17 protein-coding genes and 1 other RNA gene are annotated in these 16,332 nt (G+C 65.5%); 7 read left to right on the top strand and 11 right to left on the bottom strand.

What is annotated here, in order from left to right:
- Positions 1-42: 42 nt before the first annotated feature.
- Positions 43-615, top strand: coding sequence for a peptide deformylase (gene def / locus ACVWY0_RS15690; RefSeq protein WP_485837497.1), 573 nt, complete (start codon positions 43-45; stop codon positions 613-615).
- A gap of 9 nt (positions 616-624) precedes the next feature.
- Here def and ACVWY0_RS15685 read toward each other — a convergent pair whose 3' ends face one another.
- The 4 genes from ACVWY0_RS15685 to rnpB form a co-directional block, all read right to left on the bottom strand.
- Complete coding sequence (locus ACVWY0_RS15685; RefSeq protein WP_485837496.1) at positions 625-1,422, bottom strand: HNH endonuclease family protein; 798 nt, start codon at positions 1,420-1,422, stop codon at positions 625-627.
- A gap of 125 nt (positions 1,423-1,547) precedes the next feature.
- Positions 1,548-1,751, bottom strand: a complete 204-nt coding sequence (locus ACVWY0_RS15680; RefSeq protein WP_056340655.1) for a hypothetical protein — start codon at positions 1,749-1,751, stop codon at positions 1,548-1,550.
- Positions 1,752-1,828: 77 nt separating this feature from the next.
- Positions 1,829-3,307, bottom strand: coding sequence for a glyceraldehyde-3-phosphate dehydrogenase (locus ACVWY0_RS15675; RefSeq protein ID WP_485837495.1), 1,479 nt, complete (start codon positions 3,305-3,307; stop codon positions 1,829-1,831).
- A gap of 267 nt (positions 3,308-3,574) precedes the next feature.
- An RNA gene (rnpB, locus tag ACVWY0_RS15670) (RNase P RNA component class A) lies at positions 3,575-3,961 on the bottom strand.
- 56 nt (positions 3,962-4,017) lie between these two features.
- Here rnpB and ACVWY0_RS15665 point away from each other — a divergent pair.
- Positions 4,018-4,782: a YaaA family protein gene (locus tag ACVWY0_RS15665; RefSeq protein WP_485837494.1), complete on the top strand. Its 765-nt coding sequence runs from the start codon at positions 4,018-4,020 to the stop codon at positions 4,780-4,782.
- 60 nt (positions 4,783-4,842) lie between these two features.
- Here the strand turns inward: ACVWY0_RS15665 and ACVWY0_RS15660 are convergent, their stop codons facing one another.
- Positions 4,843-5,598, bottom strand: a complete 756-nt coding sequence (locus tag ACVWY0_RS15660) for a zinc ribbon domain-containing protein (RefSeq protein ID WP_485837493.1) — start codon at positions 5,596-5,598, stop codon at positions 4,843-4,845.
- A 178-nt stretch (positions 5,599-5,776) separates the two neighbouring features.
- Positions 5,777-6,700, bottom strand: a complete 924-nt coding sequence (locus ACVWY0_RS15655) for a Nif3-like dinuclear metal center hexameric protein (protein ID WP_485837492.1) — start codon at positions 6,698-6,700, stop codon at positions 5,777-5,779.
- Between the two features lie 99 nt (positions 6,701-6,799).
- Between ACVWY0_RS15655 and msrA the strand changes: the two genes are divergently transcribed.
- The 3 genes from msrA (at position 6,800) to epsC (ending at position 8,949) form a co-directional block, all read left to right on the top strand.
- Positions 6,800-7,324, top strand: coding sequence for a peptide-methionine (S)-S-oxide reductase MsrA (gene msrA, locus ACVWY0_RS15650; RefSeq protein WP_252601537.1), 525 nt, complete (start codon positions 6,800-6,802; stop codon positions 7,322-7,324).
- A gap of 65 nt (positions 7,325-7,389) precedes the next feature.
- Positions 7,390-8,325: a cysteine synthase A gene (gene cysK / locus ACVWY0_RS15645; protein ID WP_485837570.1), complete on the top strand. Its 936-nt coding sequence runs from the start codon at positions 7,390-7,392 to the stop codon at positions 8,323-8,325.
- A gap of 39 nt (positions 8,326-8,364) precedes the next feature.
- On the top strand, positions 8,365-8,949 hold the full coding sequence (gene epsC, locus ACVWY0_RS15640; protein WP_485837491.1) for a serine O-acetyltransferase EpsC: 585 nt from the start codon (positions 8,365-8,367) through the stop codon (positions 8,947-8,949).
- A gap of 16 nt (positions 8,950-8,965) precedes the next feature.
- On the opposite strand, the gene ACVWY0_RS15635 is transcribed toward epsC, so the two are convergent.
- Together ACVWY0_RS15635 and gndA are read right to left on the bottom strand one after the other, a co-directional pair.
- A complete protein-coding gene (locus ACVWY0_RS15635) occupies positions 8,966-9,799 on the bottom strand; it encodes an oxidoreductase (RefSeq protein WP_485837490.1) in 834 nt (277 codons plus the stop codon).
- A 121-nt stretch (positions 9,800-9,920) separates the two neighbouring features.
- Entirely contained in the window at positions 9,921-11,357 is a 1,437-nt protein-coding gene (gene gndA, locus ACVWY0_RS15630) for an NADP-dependent phosphogluconate dehydrogenase (protein ID WP_485837489.1), read from the bottom strand.
- Between the two features lie 172 nt (positions 11,358-11,529).
- Here gndA and ACVWY0_RS15625 point away from each other — a divergent pair, with 172 nt between their 5' ends.
- Entirely contained in the window at positions 11,530-12,258 is a 729-nt protein-coding gene (locus tag ACVWY0_RS15625) for a FadR/GntR family transcriptional regulator (RefSeq protein ID WP_111909578.1), read from the top strand.
- Between the two features lie 42 nt (positions 12,259-12,300).
- On the opposite strand, the gene ACVWY0_RS15620 is transcribed toward ACVWY0_RS15625, so the two are convergent.
- Genes ACVWY0_RS15620 through ACVWY0_RS15610 form a run of 3 tightly spaced genes read right to left on the bottom strand, consistent with a single transcriptional unit; the run spans position 12,301 to position 15,100 of the window.
- A complete protein-coding gene (locus tag ACVWY0_RS15620) occupies positions 12,301-13,389 on the bottom strand; it encodes an L-idonate 5-dehydrogenase (protein WP_485837488.1) in 1,089 nt (362 codons plus the stop codon).
- On the bottom strand, positions 13,389-14,159 hold the full coding sequence (locus tag ACVWY0_RS15615; protein WP_485837487.1) for an SDR family oxidoreductase: 771 nt from the start codon (positions 14,157-14,159) through the stop codon (positions 13,389-13,391). Before ACVWY0_RS15615 ends, ACVWY0_RS15620 begins: the two co-directional genes overlap by 1 nt.
- Entirely contained in the window at positions 14,156-15,100 is a 945-nt protein-coding gene (locus ACVWY0_RS15610) for an NAD(P)-dependent oxidoreductase (protein WP_485837486.1), read from the bottom strand. Before ACVWY0_RS15610 ends, ACVWY0_RS15615 begins: the two co-directional genes overlap by 4 nt.
- A gap of 73 nt (positions 15,101-15,173) precedes the next feature.
- Here ACVWY0_RS15610 and ACVWY0_RS15605 point away from each other — a divergent pair, with 73 nt between their 5' ends.
- Positions 15,174-16,238, top strand: a complete 1,065-nt coding sequence (locus ACVWY0_RS15605; protein ID WP_485837485.1) for a D-2-hydroxyacid dehydrogenase — start codon at positions 15,174-15,176, stop codon at positions 16,236-16,238.
- Positions 16,239-16,332 lie beyond the last annotated feature (94 nt).

Here is a 16,332-nt window from a genome sequence, read left to right as displayed (position 1 = left end):
TAACCGCCGGCGCCACGCCGCACGCACGAAGGGCCGCCTGACATGACAGTTCTGCCAATTACCGTCTGGGGTGAACCGGTGCTGCACCGCCGCGCCGCCGAGGTGGAGGTTTTCGACGACGAACTGCGCACCCTGATCGCGGACATGTTTGAAACCAACGACGCCGCCAACGGCGTGGGCCTGGCGGCGCCGCAGGTTGGTGTGGGCAAAAGAATCTTTGTGTACAAGTACGCCAATGACGACGGCGCTCCGCCCATCGGGGTCCTGGTAAACCCGGTACTGACCCTGTCCAAGATCTCTGGCGCGCTGCCGGACCCCGAGGAAGAGGAAGAGGGCTGCCTCTCCTTCCCCGGCGGCGCATACCCGCTCAAGCGTGCGGAGTGGGCGCGGGTGGAAGGATTTGACGGCCATGGGCAGCCGGTGGAGTTCGAAGCGACCGGATGGTTCGCACGGGTCATCCAGCATGAATACGACCACCTCGACGGAAAGCTCTACGTCAACCGGCTGATTGACCGCTATGCACGGAAGGCCATGAAATTGGCCAAGAAGAGCGGCTGGGGTGTGCCCGGCCTGACCTGGACGCCCGGCGTGGATCCGGACCCGTTCGGCCACTGAGCCGACGCATTACCTCGCGGTAATGGTTGGCTGGTCCGGGCAGGAGTCCAGGACGCGCTTCATCGCATCCTTCTCCGGCTGCGTGACCCACAGTCCATAGGATGCCTTCACCGAGATCTGGCGGGCCACGTAATGGCAGCGGATGTTCTTGTTCTTCGGCAGCCAGGTGGCGGCGTCGCTTGCGCTCTTCTGCTGATTTGCAGGACCGTCCGCGGCGATGAGGTTTATCGGATCGTTGGCCAGGCTCTGGCGCTGCTGCGGGGTCAGTCCCTGTGCGCCTTTCTGCCACGCGTCACTGAGCGCCACGACGTGATCGATCTGGATTTCCTTGCTGCTTTCCGGGCCACGCCGGAACTCCATGGCTTTGCCCGTGTACGGCTCATGGATGGACCCTGACACTACCTTGCATTTGGAACCCTCCGTGAAGCCCACAGCGGTGAGGTCCCTGCGGAGGATGTCATTGCGGGTGTCGCAGCCGTTCCGGTCCACGTCCAGCCAGGCCTGCCCGAAGGCCTCCCGCTGGTAATTGTCCTTGGGAGCCCGTCCCTTGACGGAAAGCCGCTCGAGGGCGGTCAGGGCACTCCCCTGCGGTACAGCGTGCACCGGGATCACGGGCTTCATCCAGGTCCCGTCGAAAACAGGCGCCTCGCGGGGCCCGGCGATTGCCGGTTCTGCCGCAGCGAACTGGCCCGCGGTGAAAAACCACCCCGCGGAGCCCACTGCAGACAGGGTCAGCACCGCCAGCAGAGCCCAGGCCTGCCTCGAGCGGCGGCGGGCACGGCGGTAGGCACGCCAGCTGACGGTCATGGGCAACCGGCTCTTCCGGAAATGTAATGCACCAGAAGAGCCTAGGCCACCCCACTGACACCCATGCGGTTATCCACAATGGGGAGGACGAGTGGCCCGGGTGATCCGCCTACTGCTATGGCCGGCTACTGCTCCCGGGCTACGCGGCGCAGGTCTTCTTCGGCAACCTGGAGGAGCCCTTCGAGCTGGCGCACGCGGTCGTCGCCGACGTCGCCGGAAGCCCGGGACGCGCGGGCCTGCTCCAGGAGCCTGATGGCTTCTTTGTGGTTGGCTTTGGCGACGTCGAGGGCGTGTTCAAGGGTGGTCTCGTGGAGAGTTTCGTTATCCATGCCACCAGTGTGGTCCCGATTCCCGGCTGATTCCAGCGAATCAGCCGGGAATGTAGGGCAGCCAGCCCGCAAACGGCCTAGACGGCGATTGCGGCCAAGGCAGCAGCGGCTTCCTTGGCGGGGAAGGACGGCGGGTTGACGCCGGCCATCTCTTCCATGACCCGGACTACCTGGCAGCTGTAGCCGAACTCGTTGTCGTACCAGACGTAGAGGATGACGTTCTTGTCATTGGAGATCGTGGCGAGACCGTCCACGATGCCGGCACGGCGCGAGCCAACGAAGTCCGTGGAAACAACCTCGGGTGAATCGATGTAATCAATCTGCTTGCGCAGGTCCGAATGCAGGGACATCTGGCGCAGGTAATCGTTCACCTCATCCTTGGTGGTTCCGTTCTCCAGGCTCAGGTTCAGGATCGCCAGCGAGACGTCCGGCGTGGGGACCCGGATGGAACTTCCCGTGAGCTTGCCCAGCAGCTCGGGAAGCGCCTTCGCCACAGCGGTGGCCGCTCCGGTTTCCGTGATGACCATGTTCAGCGCGGCGGAGCGGCCCCGGCGGTCGCCCTTGTGGAAGTTATCGATCAGGTTCTGGTCGTTGGTGAAGGAGTGGACCGTCTCCACGTGGCCGTGGATCACACCGAACTTGTCGTTGATGGCCTTCAGGACCGGCGTGATGGCGTTGGTGGTGCAGGAGGCTGCGGACACAATCTGGTCCGAGTCCTCGATGGTGCCGTGGTTGATGCCGTGCACAATGTTCTTCAGTTCGCCCTTGCCCGGCGCTGTCAGGAGGACACGGGCAACGCCCTTGCTCTGCAGGTGCTGCGACAGGCCCTCAGCGTCGCGCCAGCGGCCCGTGTTGTCCACCACCAGGGCGTTGTGGATGCCGTAGGCGGTGTAGTCGATCGTGGCGGGGTTCTCCGAGTAGATGACCTGGACCTGGACACCGTTCGCGGTGATGGTGTTGGCGGCTTCGTCCACACGGATGGTTCCCTCGAAGGAGCCGTGGACCGAGTCGCGGCGCAGAAGGCTGGCGCGCTTGGTGAGGTCCTTGTCCGAGCCGCGGCGCACCACGATGGCGCGCAGGCGCAGGCCGTGGCCGCCGCCTGCCTTTTCGATGAGCAGGCGCGCCAGCAGCCGGCCGATCCGGCCAAAGCCGTACAGCACGACGTCGGTGCTGGTGCGGTCATCGCCGCCACGCTTGCCGACTACCTCGGCAAGCTCGGCGCGGAGGAACTCTTCCAGGGTGGCGCCGTCGCCTTCTGCCTTGAACTTCTCTGCCAGGCGGGCGACGTCGATGGCCGCCGCACCAAGTTCCAGCTGAGCCAGGATGTTCAGCAGCGGTGCGGTCTCTTCGAGCAGGAGCTCGGTGTTGCTCATGCGGCGGGCGAAACGGTGCGCCTTGAGGATGTTCATGGTGGACTTGTTGATCAGGCTGCGGCCGTGAATGCTGGTCACCACGTTGTTTTCGCGGTACAGCCGGCCAATCACCGGAATCATGGCCTCGGCGAGAGCCTCCCGGCCCATCCACGTATCAAGACAAGAATCTGACGTCTGGCTCACAGAACTACCTTCCTCGGTTCAGCCGCATACGTCGTCGTACGCGGTTGGCGGCCACCTGATGTTGTCCAGGGGCTCTAGCACCGGCAGGATGCGGTCCATCCCGGGTGCCGTGGAGAAGCGTAAAGAAAAGCCACCGGCTGCGAACGCAGACCCGGCGGCAGAACTTCTACGTTCGCTCTCTATTCTAGGCTGGAGCGACACCACGGACCGCCGCAACCGGCGTGAAATCACTCACATGCGGGGCGGGTCGGTGCCCGGGGTGGTGGTTGGATGGGTTGACCGATACGCCGGGTTCTGTGCTCCCGTGCCGTTACCAGCGCGGGAGTAGCGGCCATCCATCTACGGACGCCGTTGCCGACGCCCTCCAGCGGCCTACCCGGACACTCGGGCGGGCAGCCCTCAAACGTGTCCTGTCTGGCCTTGCTCCGGGTGGGGTTTACCTAGCCTTCCCGGTCACCCGGGAAGCTGGTGGTCTCTTACACCACCGTTTCACCCTTACCTGCTGAGCTTCCGTTGCCGGAAGACGCAGGCGGTCTGTTCTCTGTGGCACTGGCCTGCGGGTTACCCCGAGTGGGCGTTACCCACCACCCTGCCCTGCGGAGCCCGGACGTTCCTCGAGCCACTTGCGTGACGCGCGGCCGCCTGGTCAACCCATCCGCAGCCAGTCTACCGCCGGAAGGAGGCCCCTCCGTCGCCGGTAGGATCGTACGGTGCTGATTCTGCTTCCCCCCTCCGAAGGCAAGACCCCCGCAGTCCGCGGGTCCGCCGTCGACTGGCCGTCACTGAGTTTTCCCGAACTCAACTCCTACCGGGCCAAGGTCCTGGAAGCGCTGGGGACGGTGAGTGCGCATGAGGATGCCCTCGCGCTGCTGGGGGTCGGCGCCTCGCTGCAGGACGACGTCGAACGCAACACCCGGCTCCACGCCGAACCGGCGGCTCCTGCGCACCAGATCTATTCGGGCGTTCTGTACGACGCCCTCGGCTACAAAACCTTGACGCCTGCGCAGCGCCGGAAGGCCGATGTTTCGGTGCTGGTGATCTCGGCACTGTGGGGTGCCATCCGCTTCGCCGACAGTGTGCCCGCCTACCGGCTGTCGATGGGAACGGCACTGCCCGACGTCGGCCGGCTCGCCTCGTTCTGGAAGCCGCAGCTTTCGGAAGCCCTCGCGGAGTCCGTGTCCGGGCATCTGCTCGTGGACTGCCGCTCCAGCACGTATGCCGCGGCATGGGCACCGCCGCCGGCTCAGACGGTGGCCGTCAACGTATTCACCGAGGTCAGCGGTGTACGCAAGGTGGTCAGCCACTTCGCGAAACACACGCGCGGCGAGCTGGCACGGCACCTGCTGGCCCGCCGCGGCAACGCCCCGCAGACCCCGGTACAGCTGCTGAAGGCCACTCGCGAAAAATGGGACGCGGAGTTGGTTGACGGTTCAGCGCGGAAACCGCACGCGCTGAACATCATCCTTCCCAACTAGGTAGCGCTAACTGTCGTTTTGAACGTTCAAAACGACAGTTAGCGCTACTTACATGGTCTGCTAGGCAGTTGGGGCGGGGGTGTTCCACTCGGCGGAGCGCACCAGGATGGCGCCGGAGTCCGGGCAGAACACAATGTCGTCTTCGGCGGCGGCCTTGATCTCTGCGAGGTCTCCGGGGCTCAACTTCATGCCGGAGGCTTCAGAGGTTCCGTGGAACAACCGGGCGGCGCCCACTCCCCGCTTTGCCAGCGTCTTTTCGTAGACAGCCAGCATCCCGGCGTCGAGTCCTGCAGCGAATTCGGCGCGCTTGCCGCGGACAACGGTCGCTTCAGCGGCCACTTCGGCCAGGGCTTCATCGAGTTCGGCGCGGATGCCGCCGAACGAGCCCTGGACGTTGTCCACGATCAGCTGCTGGGCAGCCTGACGTTCGCGCAGGGAATCCAGGCGTTCCAGAACTTCCAGCTCCACGTCCTCAAGGTCGGAGCGGCGCCTGTTCAGTGACGCGATGTCCTTCTGCAGGGCCACGAGGTCCTTTGACAGCCCCGTTCCGCTGTTGAGCCGGGCTTCGTCGCGTTCGATGCGGGAGGCGACCTGTTCGACGTCGGCCTCGGCGCGCTTCAGCTCGGATTCGGCGTCATGGACGGCCATCTTGGCGGAGCCGAGTTCACCGTTGGCGACGGACAGGGCAGATTGCAGGTCCTCGATCCGGGGATCGGTTTCCAGGGCGCGGCGGCGGTTGGACAGGGACTTGAGCTTTGCGTCCAGCCCCTGCAGTTCGAGCAACTTCAACTGTTCCGCCGGTGCTGCCTTGGCCACTATTTACCTCCGCTAAATCCAATCCGGCCGAAGCCGGGCACCGTATCGGCGCTGTATAGACTCTAGCGCCTGGCCTGCTCCCCTGCCTCGCTACGTCCCCACCGGCTCCCAAACCTCGCTGCGCTCGGTGTGGGTCCCTCGCCGGTGTGGGCCCGGCGACGGACTTCGCACGCCAGGCTTAGCCCGGAGTCAGAATGAAGTCCCACGGATCGCTGTTGGTGGTGCTTACCTGGATCTCGACGTCGTGGCCCTGATCGGCGAGCACATTGCCCAGTGCCGACGCCGCGGCGGGCAGCCACAGCCATTCGCTGGCGAAGTGCGAAACGTCAATCAGGTACGGCCGGCCGTTCACTGCCGCTTCGCGGGCTTCGGACGCCGGATGGTGCCGGAGGTCGGCAGTGACATAGACATCGGCGTTGTTGGCCCGCACCTCGTTGAACAGGGAATCCCCCGCCCCGCCGCAAACCGCAATACGCCGCACCAGCCCGTCCTTATCCCCGGACACGCGGACTCCCCCGGCCACCGACGGCAGGATGCCGAACACCCGGGCAGCGAAATCGCCCAGGCTCATTACATCAGCCAGGTCGCCAACGCGTCCTATGCCCTCCTCGGGCAGTCCGTTCGCGGCCACCGTCAGCGGGACAACGCCTTCGAGTCCCAGCGCGTCAGCCAGGACGTCGGAAACGCCCCCGACGGCGGAATCACCGTTGGTGTGGACGGTCAGGAGCGCGGTGCCAGACTCGATGAGCCGGTGGATGGCCTGCCCTTTGGCGGTGGTGGCGGCCACCGACGTGACGCCTTTGAGGAGCAAGGGGTGGTGGGTGATCAGGAGCTCGGCACCCCATTCCACGGCTTCCTCGATCACCGTGAGCGTGGGATCAACGGCGAACATCACCCTGCTAACGGGCGCTGACGGGTGGCCGGCCACGAGCCCTACTTCGTCCCAGTTTTCGGCCAAGGACTCGGGCCAGAGTTCCTCTACCGCCAGCAGCACCTGGCCCAGCGTGGGAGCAGCCGGACCAGCCGCTGCAGCGTCCTCCCCGGTAAGGGTGCCGTCGTCGTGCTTGTCCGCATCTGTAACGCCGGTGTTCACAGGTTCCATAGTCTCATTTTTACCCCATGGAGCCATCTGGCCCGCATGTGTCACAGTCTCGTAAGGTGGTCAGGGAATCATCCGGGGCACTCAACCATTGAAGAGGTCATGAAAACTTTTGTTCTTGGTGGAGGCTGCTTCTGGTGCCTTGACGCCGTTTACCAGATAACCAAAGGCGTCAGCTCGGTGGTTTCCGGCTATACGGGCGGCCATGACCCGTACCCCGACTACTACTCCGTCTGCGGCGGGACCACCGGCCATGCCGAAGTTGTGGCCGTCACCTTTGACGAGGCCGTCATTCCGGCCGAGGTCATCCTGGACATGTTCTTTGCCCTGCACGACCCCACCACGCTCAACCGCCAGGGGTACGACGTCGGCACCCAGTACCGCTCGTCCATGTTCTATGAGACCACCGAGGAGAAGATTCTCTTCGAAGAAGCCATCGAACGGAACCAGGCGCTGTGGTCGCACCCGATTGTGACCGAGGTCAGCCGGCTGCCGCGGTTCCATGCCGCGGAGGAGGTCCATCAGGACTACTACGCCAAGTATCCCGAGCAGGGCTACTGCCAGGTGATCATCAATCCCAAGCTCGCCAAGGCCAGGAAATATTACTCTGCATGGCTTAATGCTTAGCAGCGGCCGCTCAGCCATCGTTAGGCTGACCTCAGCATTCACTCTTGAGAGATAGGCATATCTACATGGCACGGATCTATGACGATGTAACGCAGTTGGTCGGCGGCACTCCGCTGGTCCGCCTGAACCGGCTCACCGAGGGCCTGGGCGCCACTGTGGCCGTCAAGCTGGAGTTCTACAACCCGGCAAACAGCGTCAAGGACCGCATCGGCGTGGCCATCGTTGACGCCGCCGAGAAGTCCGGCGCCCTCAAGCCCGGCGGCACCATCGTTGAAGGCACCTCCGGCAACACCGGCATCGCCCTGGCCATGGTGGGCGCTGCCCGCGGCTACAAGGTCATCCTGACCATGCCCGAGACCATGTCCACCGAACGCCGCGTTATGCTGCGGGCGTTCGGTGCTGAAATTGTGCTGACCCCGGGTTCCGAGGGCATGCGCGGCGCCGTGGAAAAGGCCCAGGAAATCGTCGCCAACACGGAGAACTCCGTCTGGGCCCAGCAGTTCGCCAACGAGGCCAACCCTGAGATCCACCGCACCACCACCGCCGAGGAAATCTGGTCCGACACCGACGGCAAGGTGGACATCTTCGTCGCCGGCATCGGCACCGGCGGAACCGTCACCGGCGTCGGCCAGGTCCTGAAGGAACGCAATCCTGAGGTACAGATTGTGGCCATCGAACCCAAGGACTCCGCCATCCTGAACGGCGGTGCTCCCGGGCCGCACAAGATCCAGGGCATCGGTGCGAACTTCATCCCGGAAATCCTGGACACCAACGTCTACGACGAAGTCCTGGACGCCACCCTGGAGGATTCCGTCCGCGTCGCCCGTGAACTCGGCGTCAAGGAAGGCATCCTCGGCGGCATCTCTTCCGGGGCCATCGTCTGGGGTGCCCTGGAACTTGCCAAGCGTCCGGAGAATGCCGGCAAGCTGATCGTGGCGGTTGTCTGCGACTTCGGTGAGCGTTACATCTCCACCGTGCTCTATGACGACATCCGCGGCTGATCAGTCCGTTGTCGCCCCGTTTCCTGTAGAAAGAACTTTGTGGGCTTTTTCGCAAGACTGAAGGAAGACCTCGACGCCGCCCGGTCACACGACCCGGCGGCTCGAGGTTCTTTTGAGAACTTTTTCGCCTATTCGGGGCTGCACGCCATCTGGATCCACCGGCTGACGCACCGTATGTGGCAAACCCCGGGGCTGCGGTTCCCGGCGCGGCTGGTGTCGCAGCTGGGCCGCTTCCTGACCGGAATCGAGATCCATCCCGGCGCCACGATCGGCCGGCGCTTCTTCATCGACCACGGCATGGGTGTGGTCATCGGCGAGACCGCCGAAATCGGCGAAGACGTGATGATCTACCACGGCGTCACGCTGGGCGGCCGCTCCCTGGCCAAGATCAAGCGCCACCCCACCATTGAGGACCGGGTCACCATCGGTGCCGGAGCCAAGATCCTGGGACCCATTACCATCGGCCGGGACAGCGCCGTGGGCGCCAACGCCGTGGTGGTCAAGGACGCGCCGCCGGAATCGATTGTGACCGGAGTGCCCGCCAAGTGGCGCCACCGGGATGCCCAGCGCGAAACAAAGCCCGCAGTGGATCCGGCCGAGTACGACATCGAATACCGGATCTGATCGTTCGCTGCAGCCTCTACCCGGCAACACGCTTGAGCACTGCCATGACCACCGCATCATAGATCCGGTCCGGCAGGACCCGCCGAAGGCCCAGAATGGCTGCCGCTCCCCTGCCCACCGGATACCGGGTCCGGGGACGCGCAGCCGTGGCCGCGTGCAGTACAGCCGCCGCAATCACCGCCGGGGGCGTTGACGTTTCGGGCCTATCGGTCGTGGCCAGGACGTCCGCCATCTGCCGGGCCTGGGCAGCATACGGCCCCTCACCGCTGCTGGCAAGCAGCCCGTCCGCGGAAATCCTGCCCCATTCGCTCAGCGTGCCTGCCGGTTCAATGATGGCTACCTCGATGCCGTGCGGCTTGAGTTCCAGCCGCAGTGAATCACTCATGCCCTCAACGGCGAACTTCGTGGCGTGGTACCAGGCACCGAGGGGCTCGTAGAATTTTCCGCCGATGGACGAGATGTTGATGATCCTGCCCCGCCCAGCGCTCCGCATGGCCGGCAGGACCAGCTGGGCCATCCTGGCAAGGCCAAAGACGTTCACATCGAATTGGCGCCGGCCTTCGGCCAGGTCCACGTCTTCCAGCGCCCCGTAGGACCCGTAGCCCGCGTTGTTCACCAGGACGTCTATCCGCCCGCGCTCTTCCAGGACACGGCCGACGGCGGCACGCATCGAATCGTCGTCCGTCACGTCCAGCGCCAGGACCTGGATGCCAAGCGCTTTCAGCGGCTCCATTCTGTCCACCCGGCGGGCGCCGGCATAGACGATGAAGCCGTGGCTGCTGAGCTTCTTCGCCGCCTCGAAGCCGATACCCGTGGAGGCTCCCGTAACTAATGCGACTGGATTGGGCATTCTGACTCCTTGGATGGACGGACACCACAACTGCCGGAAACGCCAACGGCCGGCAGCTCCCAGAATATCCGGGAAGTGCCGGCCGCAGGGTTTGCAGCTTGATGCAATCAGAGCGTGGTGATTAGTGCGTGTCCACTGCTTCGATTTCGGACTTGTCCTCGCCCCACAGGGTGTGGAACGTGCCCTCGGCGTCGACGCGGCCGTAGGTGTGCGCGCCGAAGAGGTCACGCTGGCCCTGGATCACTGCGGCCGGCAGGCGCTTGCGGCGCAGGCCGTCGTAGTAGGCCAGTGAAGAGGAGAAGACCGGCACGGGGATGCCGAGCTGGACGGCGGTGGAGACCACGCGGCGCCATGCCGGCAGGACCTCGGCGATGGCCTTGGTGAACGCCGGGGCGAACAGCAGGTTGGCCGGCTTGTCGTCGGCGGCGTAGGCCTTGGTGATTTCCTTGAGCAGCTCGGCACGGATGATGCAGCCGCCGCGCCACAGCGAAGCGATCTCGTCCAGCTTGAGGTCCCAGCCGTATTCCTTGGCTGCGGAGGTCAGCATGTCCAGGCCCTGGGCGTAGGAAACCAGCTTGGACGCGTACAGTGCCTGGCGGACGTCCTCCACAAAGGTGTCCGGAACGTCGACGGCGATTTCCTCGCCGGCGAGGAGCTCCTGGGCGATCTTGCGCTGCTCGGCCTGTGATGACAGGGCGCGGGCGAAGACGGACTCGGCGATGCCCGACGTCGGGGAGCCAAGCTCCAGTGCGGAGATGACGGTCCAGCGTCCGGTGCCCTTCTGGCCTGCGGCATCCACCACAACATCGACGAACGGCTTGCCGGTGCGGGTGTCAACGTGGCCCAGGACCTCGGCGGAGATTTCGATCAGGAAGGAGGCGAGCTCGCCCTTGTTCCATTCTTCGAAGATCTTGGCCTGGTCAGCCGGCTCGATGCCGGCGCCGGAGCGGAGGAGGTCGAAGGCTTCGCCGATGACCTGCATGTCGGCGTATTCGATGCCGTTGTGGACCATCTTGACGAAGTGGCCGGCGCCGTCGGTGCCGATCCAGGCGCAGCAGGGCTTGCCGTCGACGTGCGCGGCGATCTTTTCCAGCAGCGGGCCGAGGGCGTCGTAGGACTCCTTGGAACCACCGGGCATGATGGACGGGCCGTTCAGGGCACCTTCCTCACCGCCGGAGACGCCGATGCCGACGAAGTGCAGGTCCTTCTTCGCCAGCGCGGCTTCGCGGCGGCGGGTGTCCTCGTAGTGGGAGTTTCCGGCGTCGATGATGATGTCGCCGGCTTCCAGCAGGGGCTCAAGCTGCTCGATGACCGAGTCAACCGGCTTGCCGGCCTTGACCATGATCAGGACACGGCGGGGCTTCTCCAGGGAGTCAACAAGTTCCTGCAGCGTTTCGGTGCGGACGAAGTCGCCGTCCGTGCCGTGCTTTTCGAGCAGCGCGTCAGTCTTTTCGACAGACCTGTTGTGCAGGGCAACGGTGAAGCCGTTGCGGGCCAGGTTGCGGGCCAGGTTGGCGCCCATCACCGCAAGGCCGGTGACACCGATGTGTGCAGACATCAAAACTCCAATTTCGTTGTGCAATGGATGTGCAGATGGCTCCGCGTTCGCTGCGAAGCACGCTGTCACGAACCGATGGATCCTAATAAAGCATATATATTCAATCGGCTTGAGGGAAGCGGTGCCCACTTTGTGGAACGGTGCCACTCAATCCCAGCTTAGGCTTGAGTCCATGTCGACCAGCCTGCACCACCGTGCCATTGAGAACCTTGGCACCCGGATCATCACGGGCGAGCTGCCCACCGGACACATCATGCTGGCCGAGCATCTTGAGGAAGAACTGAAGGTTTCGCGCTCCGTGGTCCGCGAGGCTGTGCGGGTCCTTCAGTCCCTGGGCCTCGTGGAAACCACCAAGCGGGTGGGGATCCGAGTCCTGCCGCCGAGCCGCTGGAACCCCTTCGATCCCCAGGTGATCCGCTGGCGGCTGTCCAGCGACGCCCGCGGCGCCCAGCTGCGGTCATTGATCGAACTGCGTTCCGCCGTCGAGCCCGCCGCGGCCGAGCTGGCCGCGAACAATGCACCGGCGCAGCTGCGGCGGGAGCTGGTGGACATTGCCCATGCCCTGCGCGACGCCGGCCACACCGGGGACGCGCAGAAGTTCCTGGAGCTGGACATTGCTTTTCACTCGGTCCTGCTCTCCGGATCGGGCAACGAAATGTTCGCCAACCTGATGGGGCAGGTGGCGGAGACCCTGACGGGGCGCACGGTCCACGGACTAATGCCGGACCACCCCCACGAGGGAGCGCTCCAATGGCACGTCGACCTGGCCGAAGCGGTCGCCGCCGGGGACGCCGCCACGGCCCGGGACGCGTCCGAGCAGATCATGCGCCGCACCACGTCCCGGCTGTCCGGAACCTGGACGGACCAGCCCCGGGTGTTCATTCCGGTCCGCCGGAACTGACCGCGCCCAGACCCACCCAAACCCGCCCGTCCGCGGATCGCGTTACTCGGGTTGGAAGTTGAGGAGGACTTTTCCTGATAAGGCGGAGTTCCTGGCGGTTTCGAAGGCTTCCAGGCCTTGGCTGAGGGGGTATTCGTGGGTGATGACGGGGCCGATGTTCAGGGTGCCGTCGGCGAGGGCGGTGATGACGTCGTCGATCTCGTCGTTGAAGCGGAAGGACCCGCGCAGGTCCAGTTCCCGGGTGATGGCCAGGGAGATCAGGACAGGCTGGGGCCCGGTGGGCAGCAGCCCGACCATGACCACGGTCCCGCCGCGCCCCGCGCCCTGAATGGCTGAGGCCAGGCCGTGGTGGCTGCCGGAGGATTCGATGACGACGTCGGCCTGCACCGCGGCGATCGCGTCCGTGTCCCCGGCCTGCAGGGTGTGATCCGCGCCGACGGCGGTGGCGATCTCCAACGGTTTGGCATGGACGTCGACGGCGGTGATCCGGGCCGCGCCGGCACGTTTGAGGACCGCGACGGCCAGGGCGCCGATCGGGCCGCAGCCGATCACCAGCACGCTCTTGCCGGCCACATCCCAGGCACGGGCGACGGCGTGCCAGGCCACGGAGGCCGGCTCGATCAGCGCCGCGGTCCGCAGATCCAGGCCCGCCGGAAGGGGCCGGAGCATCCGGGCGGGCAGGTTCACGTACCGGGCGAACGCGCCGTCGGTGTGCGGGAAGCGGGCCGCACTGCCCAGATAGGTGCAGCCCGGGGAGAGGTTGGGCCGGTCCGCCGGCCACCGCACCTCCCCCGCACCGGGGCCCGGGGTGGCGGGATGGACCGCGACCGGGGTGCCCGCGGCCGGGCCGGTCCCGTCCGCCGCGGCCAGGACCACGGTCCCGGAAATCTCATGCTCCAGCACCAGCGGCGCCTTCAGGGTGGATTCGCCCGCCGCGCCGTGCAGCCAGTAATGCAGGTCCGACCCGCAAATCCCCCCGTAACGGACCTCGATCACTGCCTCGTCCGGGGCCGGTGCCGCCAACGGGACCTCCTCGATCCGCAGATCCCCGGCCGCATGCGCCACCACCGCCGCACCCGACGCAGGCAGGGCAGTTGCTTCGGTCCCCTGAGCCACTGCTGAGGTGCCCATCAGACCACCACCGTCATTCCGCCGTCGATAAAGATGGTCTGACCGTTCACAAAGTCCGACCCGTCCGAGGCCAGCCACACCGCCGGTCCGGCGAGATCCTGGACCGTGCCCCACCGGTGCGCCGGGGTCCGGCCCAGGATCCAGGTGTTGAACTGCTCATCGTCCACCAGGTTCTGCGTCATCTCGGTATGGATGTAGCCCGGGGCGATCCCGTTGATCTGCAGCCCGGACCCCGCCCACTCCGCCGTCATCGCCCGGGTCAGGTTCCGCAGCCCGCCCTTCGCCGCAACATACGGGGCGATCGTGGGCCGGGCCAGGTCCGTCTGCACCGAACAGATATTGATGATCTTGCCCCGCCCCCGCGGGATCATGTGCCGGGCGGCCTCCCGCCCCACCAGGAACGCGCTCGTCAGATCCGTCCTGATCACCCGCTCCCAGTCCGCGACATCGAGCTCGAGCATCGGCACCCGGTGCTGGATCCCGGCATTGTTGACCAGGATCTGCAGCGGACCCACGTGCTCCTCCACCCACGAAATACCGCGGGCAGCCTCGGCATCACTGGTGACATCAAACGCGACACTATGGACCTGCCCGGGGGCGAAGTCCGCGGCCATCGCAGCCTCCGCCGCCTTCAACCGCTCCGCGTTAATACCGTTCAGCACCACCGTCGCCCCGGCCTCAGCCAACGCCCGCGCCAACGCATTACCAATCCCCCTGCTGGAGCCGGTGACCAGGGCAACCCGCCCCGTCAAATCAAAAAGTCCACTCATGGTGCAGCTGTCCCTTTCGTTGCGGCATCCAGAGGTTCCGCGATATTGGTGTTGTCGCTCAGATTCGAAATGGCCTGGCGGACCACGGCAAGGTCCTGATCGCCAAGGCCCTGGCGCTTGAGTTCGGCGTAGAGCTCGACGCCGGCAGCCGCCATCGGCACGGCAGCGCCGGCCGCCCGGGCTGATTCGAGCACAAACGACAGGTCCTTATGCATGAATTTCGCCGGGCCTGTTGGTGTGTAGTCCTTCCGGGCCAGACGCGGTCCCACGTTCTCCAGCACACGGCTGCCCGCAAGGCCGCCGGCCAGGACGTCGAAAAGCGCCGCCGGATCCATCCCGGAGCGCTCGGCGAGCTCGGCCGCTTCGGCGAGCGCCGCCGTCGTGGTTCCAACAATGAGCTGGTTGCAGGCCTTGGCGAGCGACCCCGCGCCCAGTGGGCCCATGTGCCTGACGGTGGTCCCCATCGCGTTGAAGAAGGGCTCGAGCCGCCGGAAGTCGTCCGCGGTACCGCCGGCCATGATGGCCAGGGTCCCGTCGGTCGCGCCCTTGGTCCCGCCGCTGACCGGGGCGTCCACCACAGTGGCGCGGCCGTGGCTTGCCGCGTGGACCCGTCGCCCGAAGTCCTGGACCTTCGCCGGTGAGACTGAGCTTGCGACCACCACGGCTGTGCCGGCCTGCGGCGGATTCTCATCCCAGCTCGCCAGCAACCCCGCCGAGGCCTCCTCGATGAAGGACAGGTCCGGGAGCATAAAGGCGATGATTGGCAGGTCCCGCAGGGATGCAACGTCGGGCGCGGAGTGGCCACCCTGCGCCACGAACTCCTGGAGGGGACCTTCGGATCTGTTCCAGGCGGTGACCGCCCAGCCGGCACGGACCAGATTCGCTGCCATGGGCAGCCCCATCAGCCCCAGGCCCACAAAGCCCGCTGTTCTGTCTTCCATATCTAGGCCTCGACTCACATCGTTGTGTGGTTAATGAAGGGAAATCTGTCCAATATCCTAGCCGCTATTCAGTATGATGAACACTATGACGACTCTAACCACCGTCGCGATCGCCGTCCCGCTCGAAGCAGAGCTGGTGGACCGCATCCGCGCCGTAGACCCCTCCGTAACCGTCCTCTATGAGCCGGACCTGCTTCCGCCCGAGCGTTTTCCGGCCGACCACTCCGGGGATCCGGACTTCAAACGCGCTCCCGCGCAGGAGGAGCAGTACTGGGCCATGCTCAACAAGGCGCAGGTGCTGTACGGCCTGCCCAATGAGAGCCCCGCGGGCCTGGCCCGCATCGCGCGGGAGAATCCACGGCTCCAGTGGGTCCACGCCATGGCCGCCGGCGCCGGCGGCGCCGTCAAGGAGTCCGGGCTGGACCAGGAAACCCTCCCCAAGTTCAAGGTGACCACCTCCGCCGGCGTCCACGCCCTGCCGCTGGCAGAATTCGCTGCGCTGGGAATCCTCAACGGCTTCAAGCGCAGCGCCGAGCTGGCCCAGGACCAGGCCGCCAAGGTGTGGCCCGAGCTTCGGACCCCCACCCGTCTGGTCAGCGGTTCCACCCTGGTAGTGACCGGCCTAGGCGAAATCGGTCTGGAGACCGCCCGGATCGCCCGCGCCCTGGGCATGACGGTCAGCGGCACCAAGCGGAATGTTGAGCCGATCGAAGGAATCGAGCAGGTTGCCGGCAACGACGGACTGGCCGGGCTGCTCGCCTCGGCGGACGCCGTCGTCAATACGCTGCCCGGCACGCCGTACACGGAGAAGCTCTTCAACCGTGAGGTGTTTGCCGCAATGAAGCCGGGAACGGTGTTTGTGAACGTGGGCCGCGGCACCGTGGTGGACGAGGACGCCCTGCTGGAGGCCCTGGACAACGGCCAGGTCTCCTACGCCTGCCTTGATGTCTTTGCCGTCGAACCGCTCCCCCAGGACAGCCCGCTGTGGAACCACCCCAAGGTCATGGTGTCGCCGCATACCTCGGCGCTCAGTGCCGCGGAGAACCGCCTGATCGCGGAGCGCTTCAGCAGCAACCTGCGCACGTTCCTCGACGGCGGCGACCTCCCCCACCTGGTGGACCCGGTCCACTTCTACTAAGGACGCGTCAGTAAATAAGCCAGCGTTTCTTCGTTTTGGTTCTATTGTGGTGCTATGGCCATTGGTGCAGAGGTTGAGACGGCTTTACGGGGAA

It is taken from the genome of Arthrobacter sp. UYNi723 (assembly GCF_054057635.1).
Note: the sequence above shows the minus strand (reverse complement) of the source record. Positions and strands in the feature narration are given on the sequence as shown.

What these genes read in the sequence shown, in the direction of transcription:
- def (WP_485837497.1), top strand. Translation starts at nt 43, where the DNA reads ATGACAGTTCTGCCAATTACCGTCTGGGGTGAACCGGTGCTGCACCGC.
- ACVWY0_RS15685 (WP_485837496.1), bottom strand. Translation starts at nt 1,422, where the DNA reads ATGACCGTCAGCTGGCGTGCCTACCGCCGTGCCCGCCGCCGCTCGAGG.
- ACVWY0_RS15680 (WP_056340655.1), bottom strand. Translation starts at nt 1,751, where the DNA reads ATGGATAACGAAACTCTCCACGAGACCACCCTTGAACACGCCCTCGAC.
- ACVWY0_RS15655 (WP_485837492.1), bottom strand. Translation starts at nt 6,700, where the DNA reads ATGGAACCTGTGAACACCGGCGTTACAGATGCGGACAAGCACGACGAC.
- msrA (WP_252601537.1), top strand. Translation starts at nt 6,800, where the DNA reads ATGAAAACTTTTGTTCTTGGTGGAGGCTGCTTCTGGTGCCTTGACGCC.
- cysK (WP_485837570.1), top strand. Translation starts at nt 7,390, where the DNA reads ATGGCACGGATCTATGACGATGTAACGCAGTTGGTCGGCGGCACTCCG.
- ACVWY0_RS15635 (WP_485837490.1), bottom strand. Translation starts at nt 9,799, where the DNA reads ATGCCCAATCCAGTCGCATTAGTTACGGGAGCCTCCACGGGTATCGGC.
- gndA (WP_485837489.1), bottom strand. Translation starts at nt 11,357, where the DNA reads ATGTCTGCACACATCGGTGTCACCGGCCTTGCGGTGATGGGCGCCAAC.
- ACVWY0_RS15625 (WP_111909578.1), top strand. Translation starts at nt 11,530, where the DNA reads ATGTCGACCAGCCTGCACCACCGTGCCATTGAGAACCTTGGCACCCGG.
- ACVWY0_RS15620 (WP_485837488.1), bottom strand. Translation starts at nt 13,389, where the DNA reads ATGGGCACCTCAGCAGTGGCTCAGGGGACCGAAGCAACTGCCCTGCCT.
- ACVWY0_RS15615 (WP_485837487.1), bottom strand. Translation starts at nt 14,159, where the DNA reads ATGAGTGGACTTTTTGATTTGACGGGGCGGGTTGCCCTGGTCACCGGC.
- ACVWY0_RS15610 (WP_485837486.1), bottom strand. Translation starts at nt 15,100, where the DNA reads ATGGAAGACAGAACAGCGGGCTTTGTGGGCCTGGGGCTGATGGGGCTG.
- ACVWY0_RS15605 (WP_485837485.1), top strand. Translation starts at nt 15,174, where the DNA reads ATGATGAACACTATGACGACTCTAACCACCGTCGCGATCGCCGTCCCG.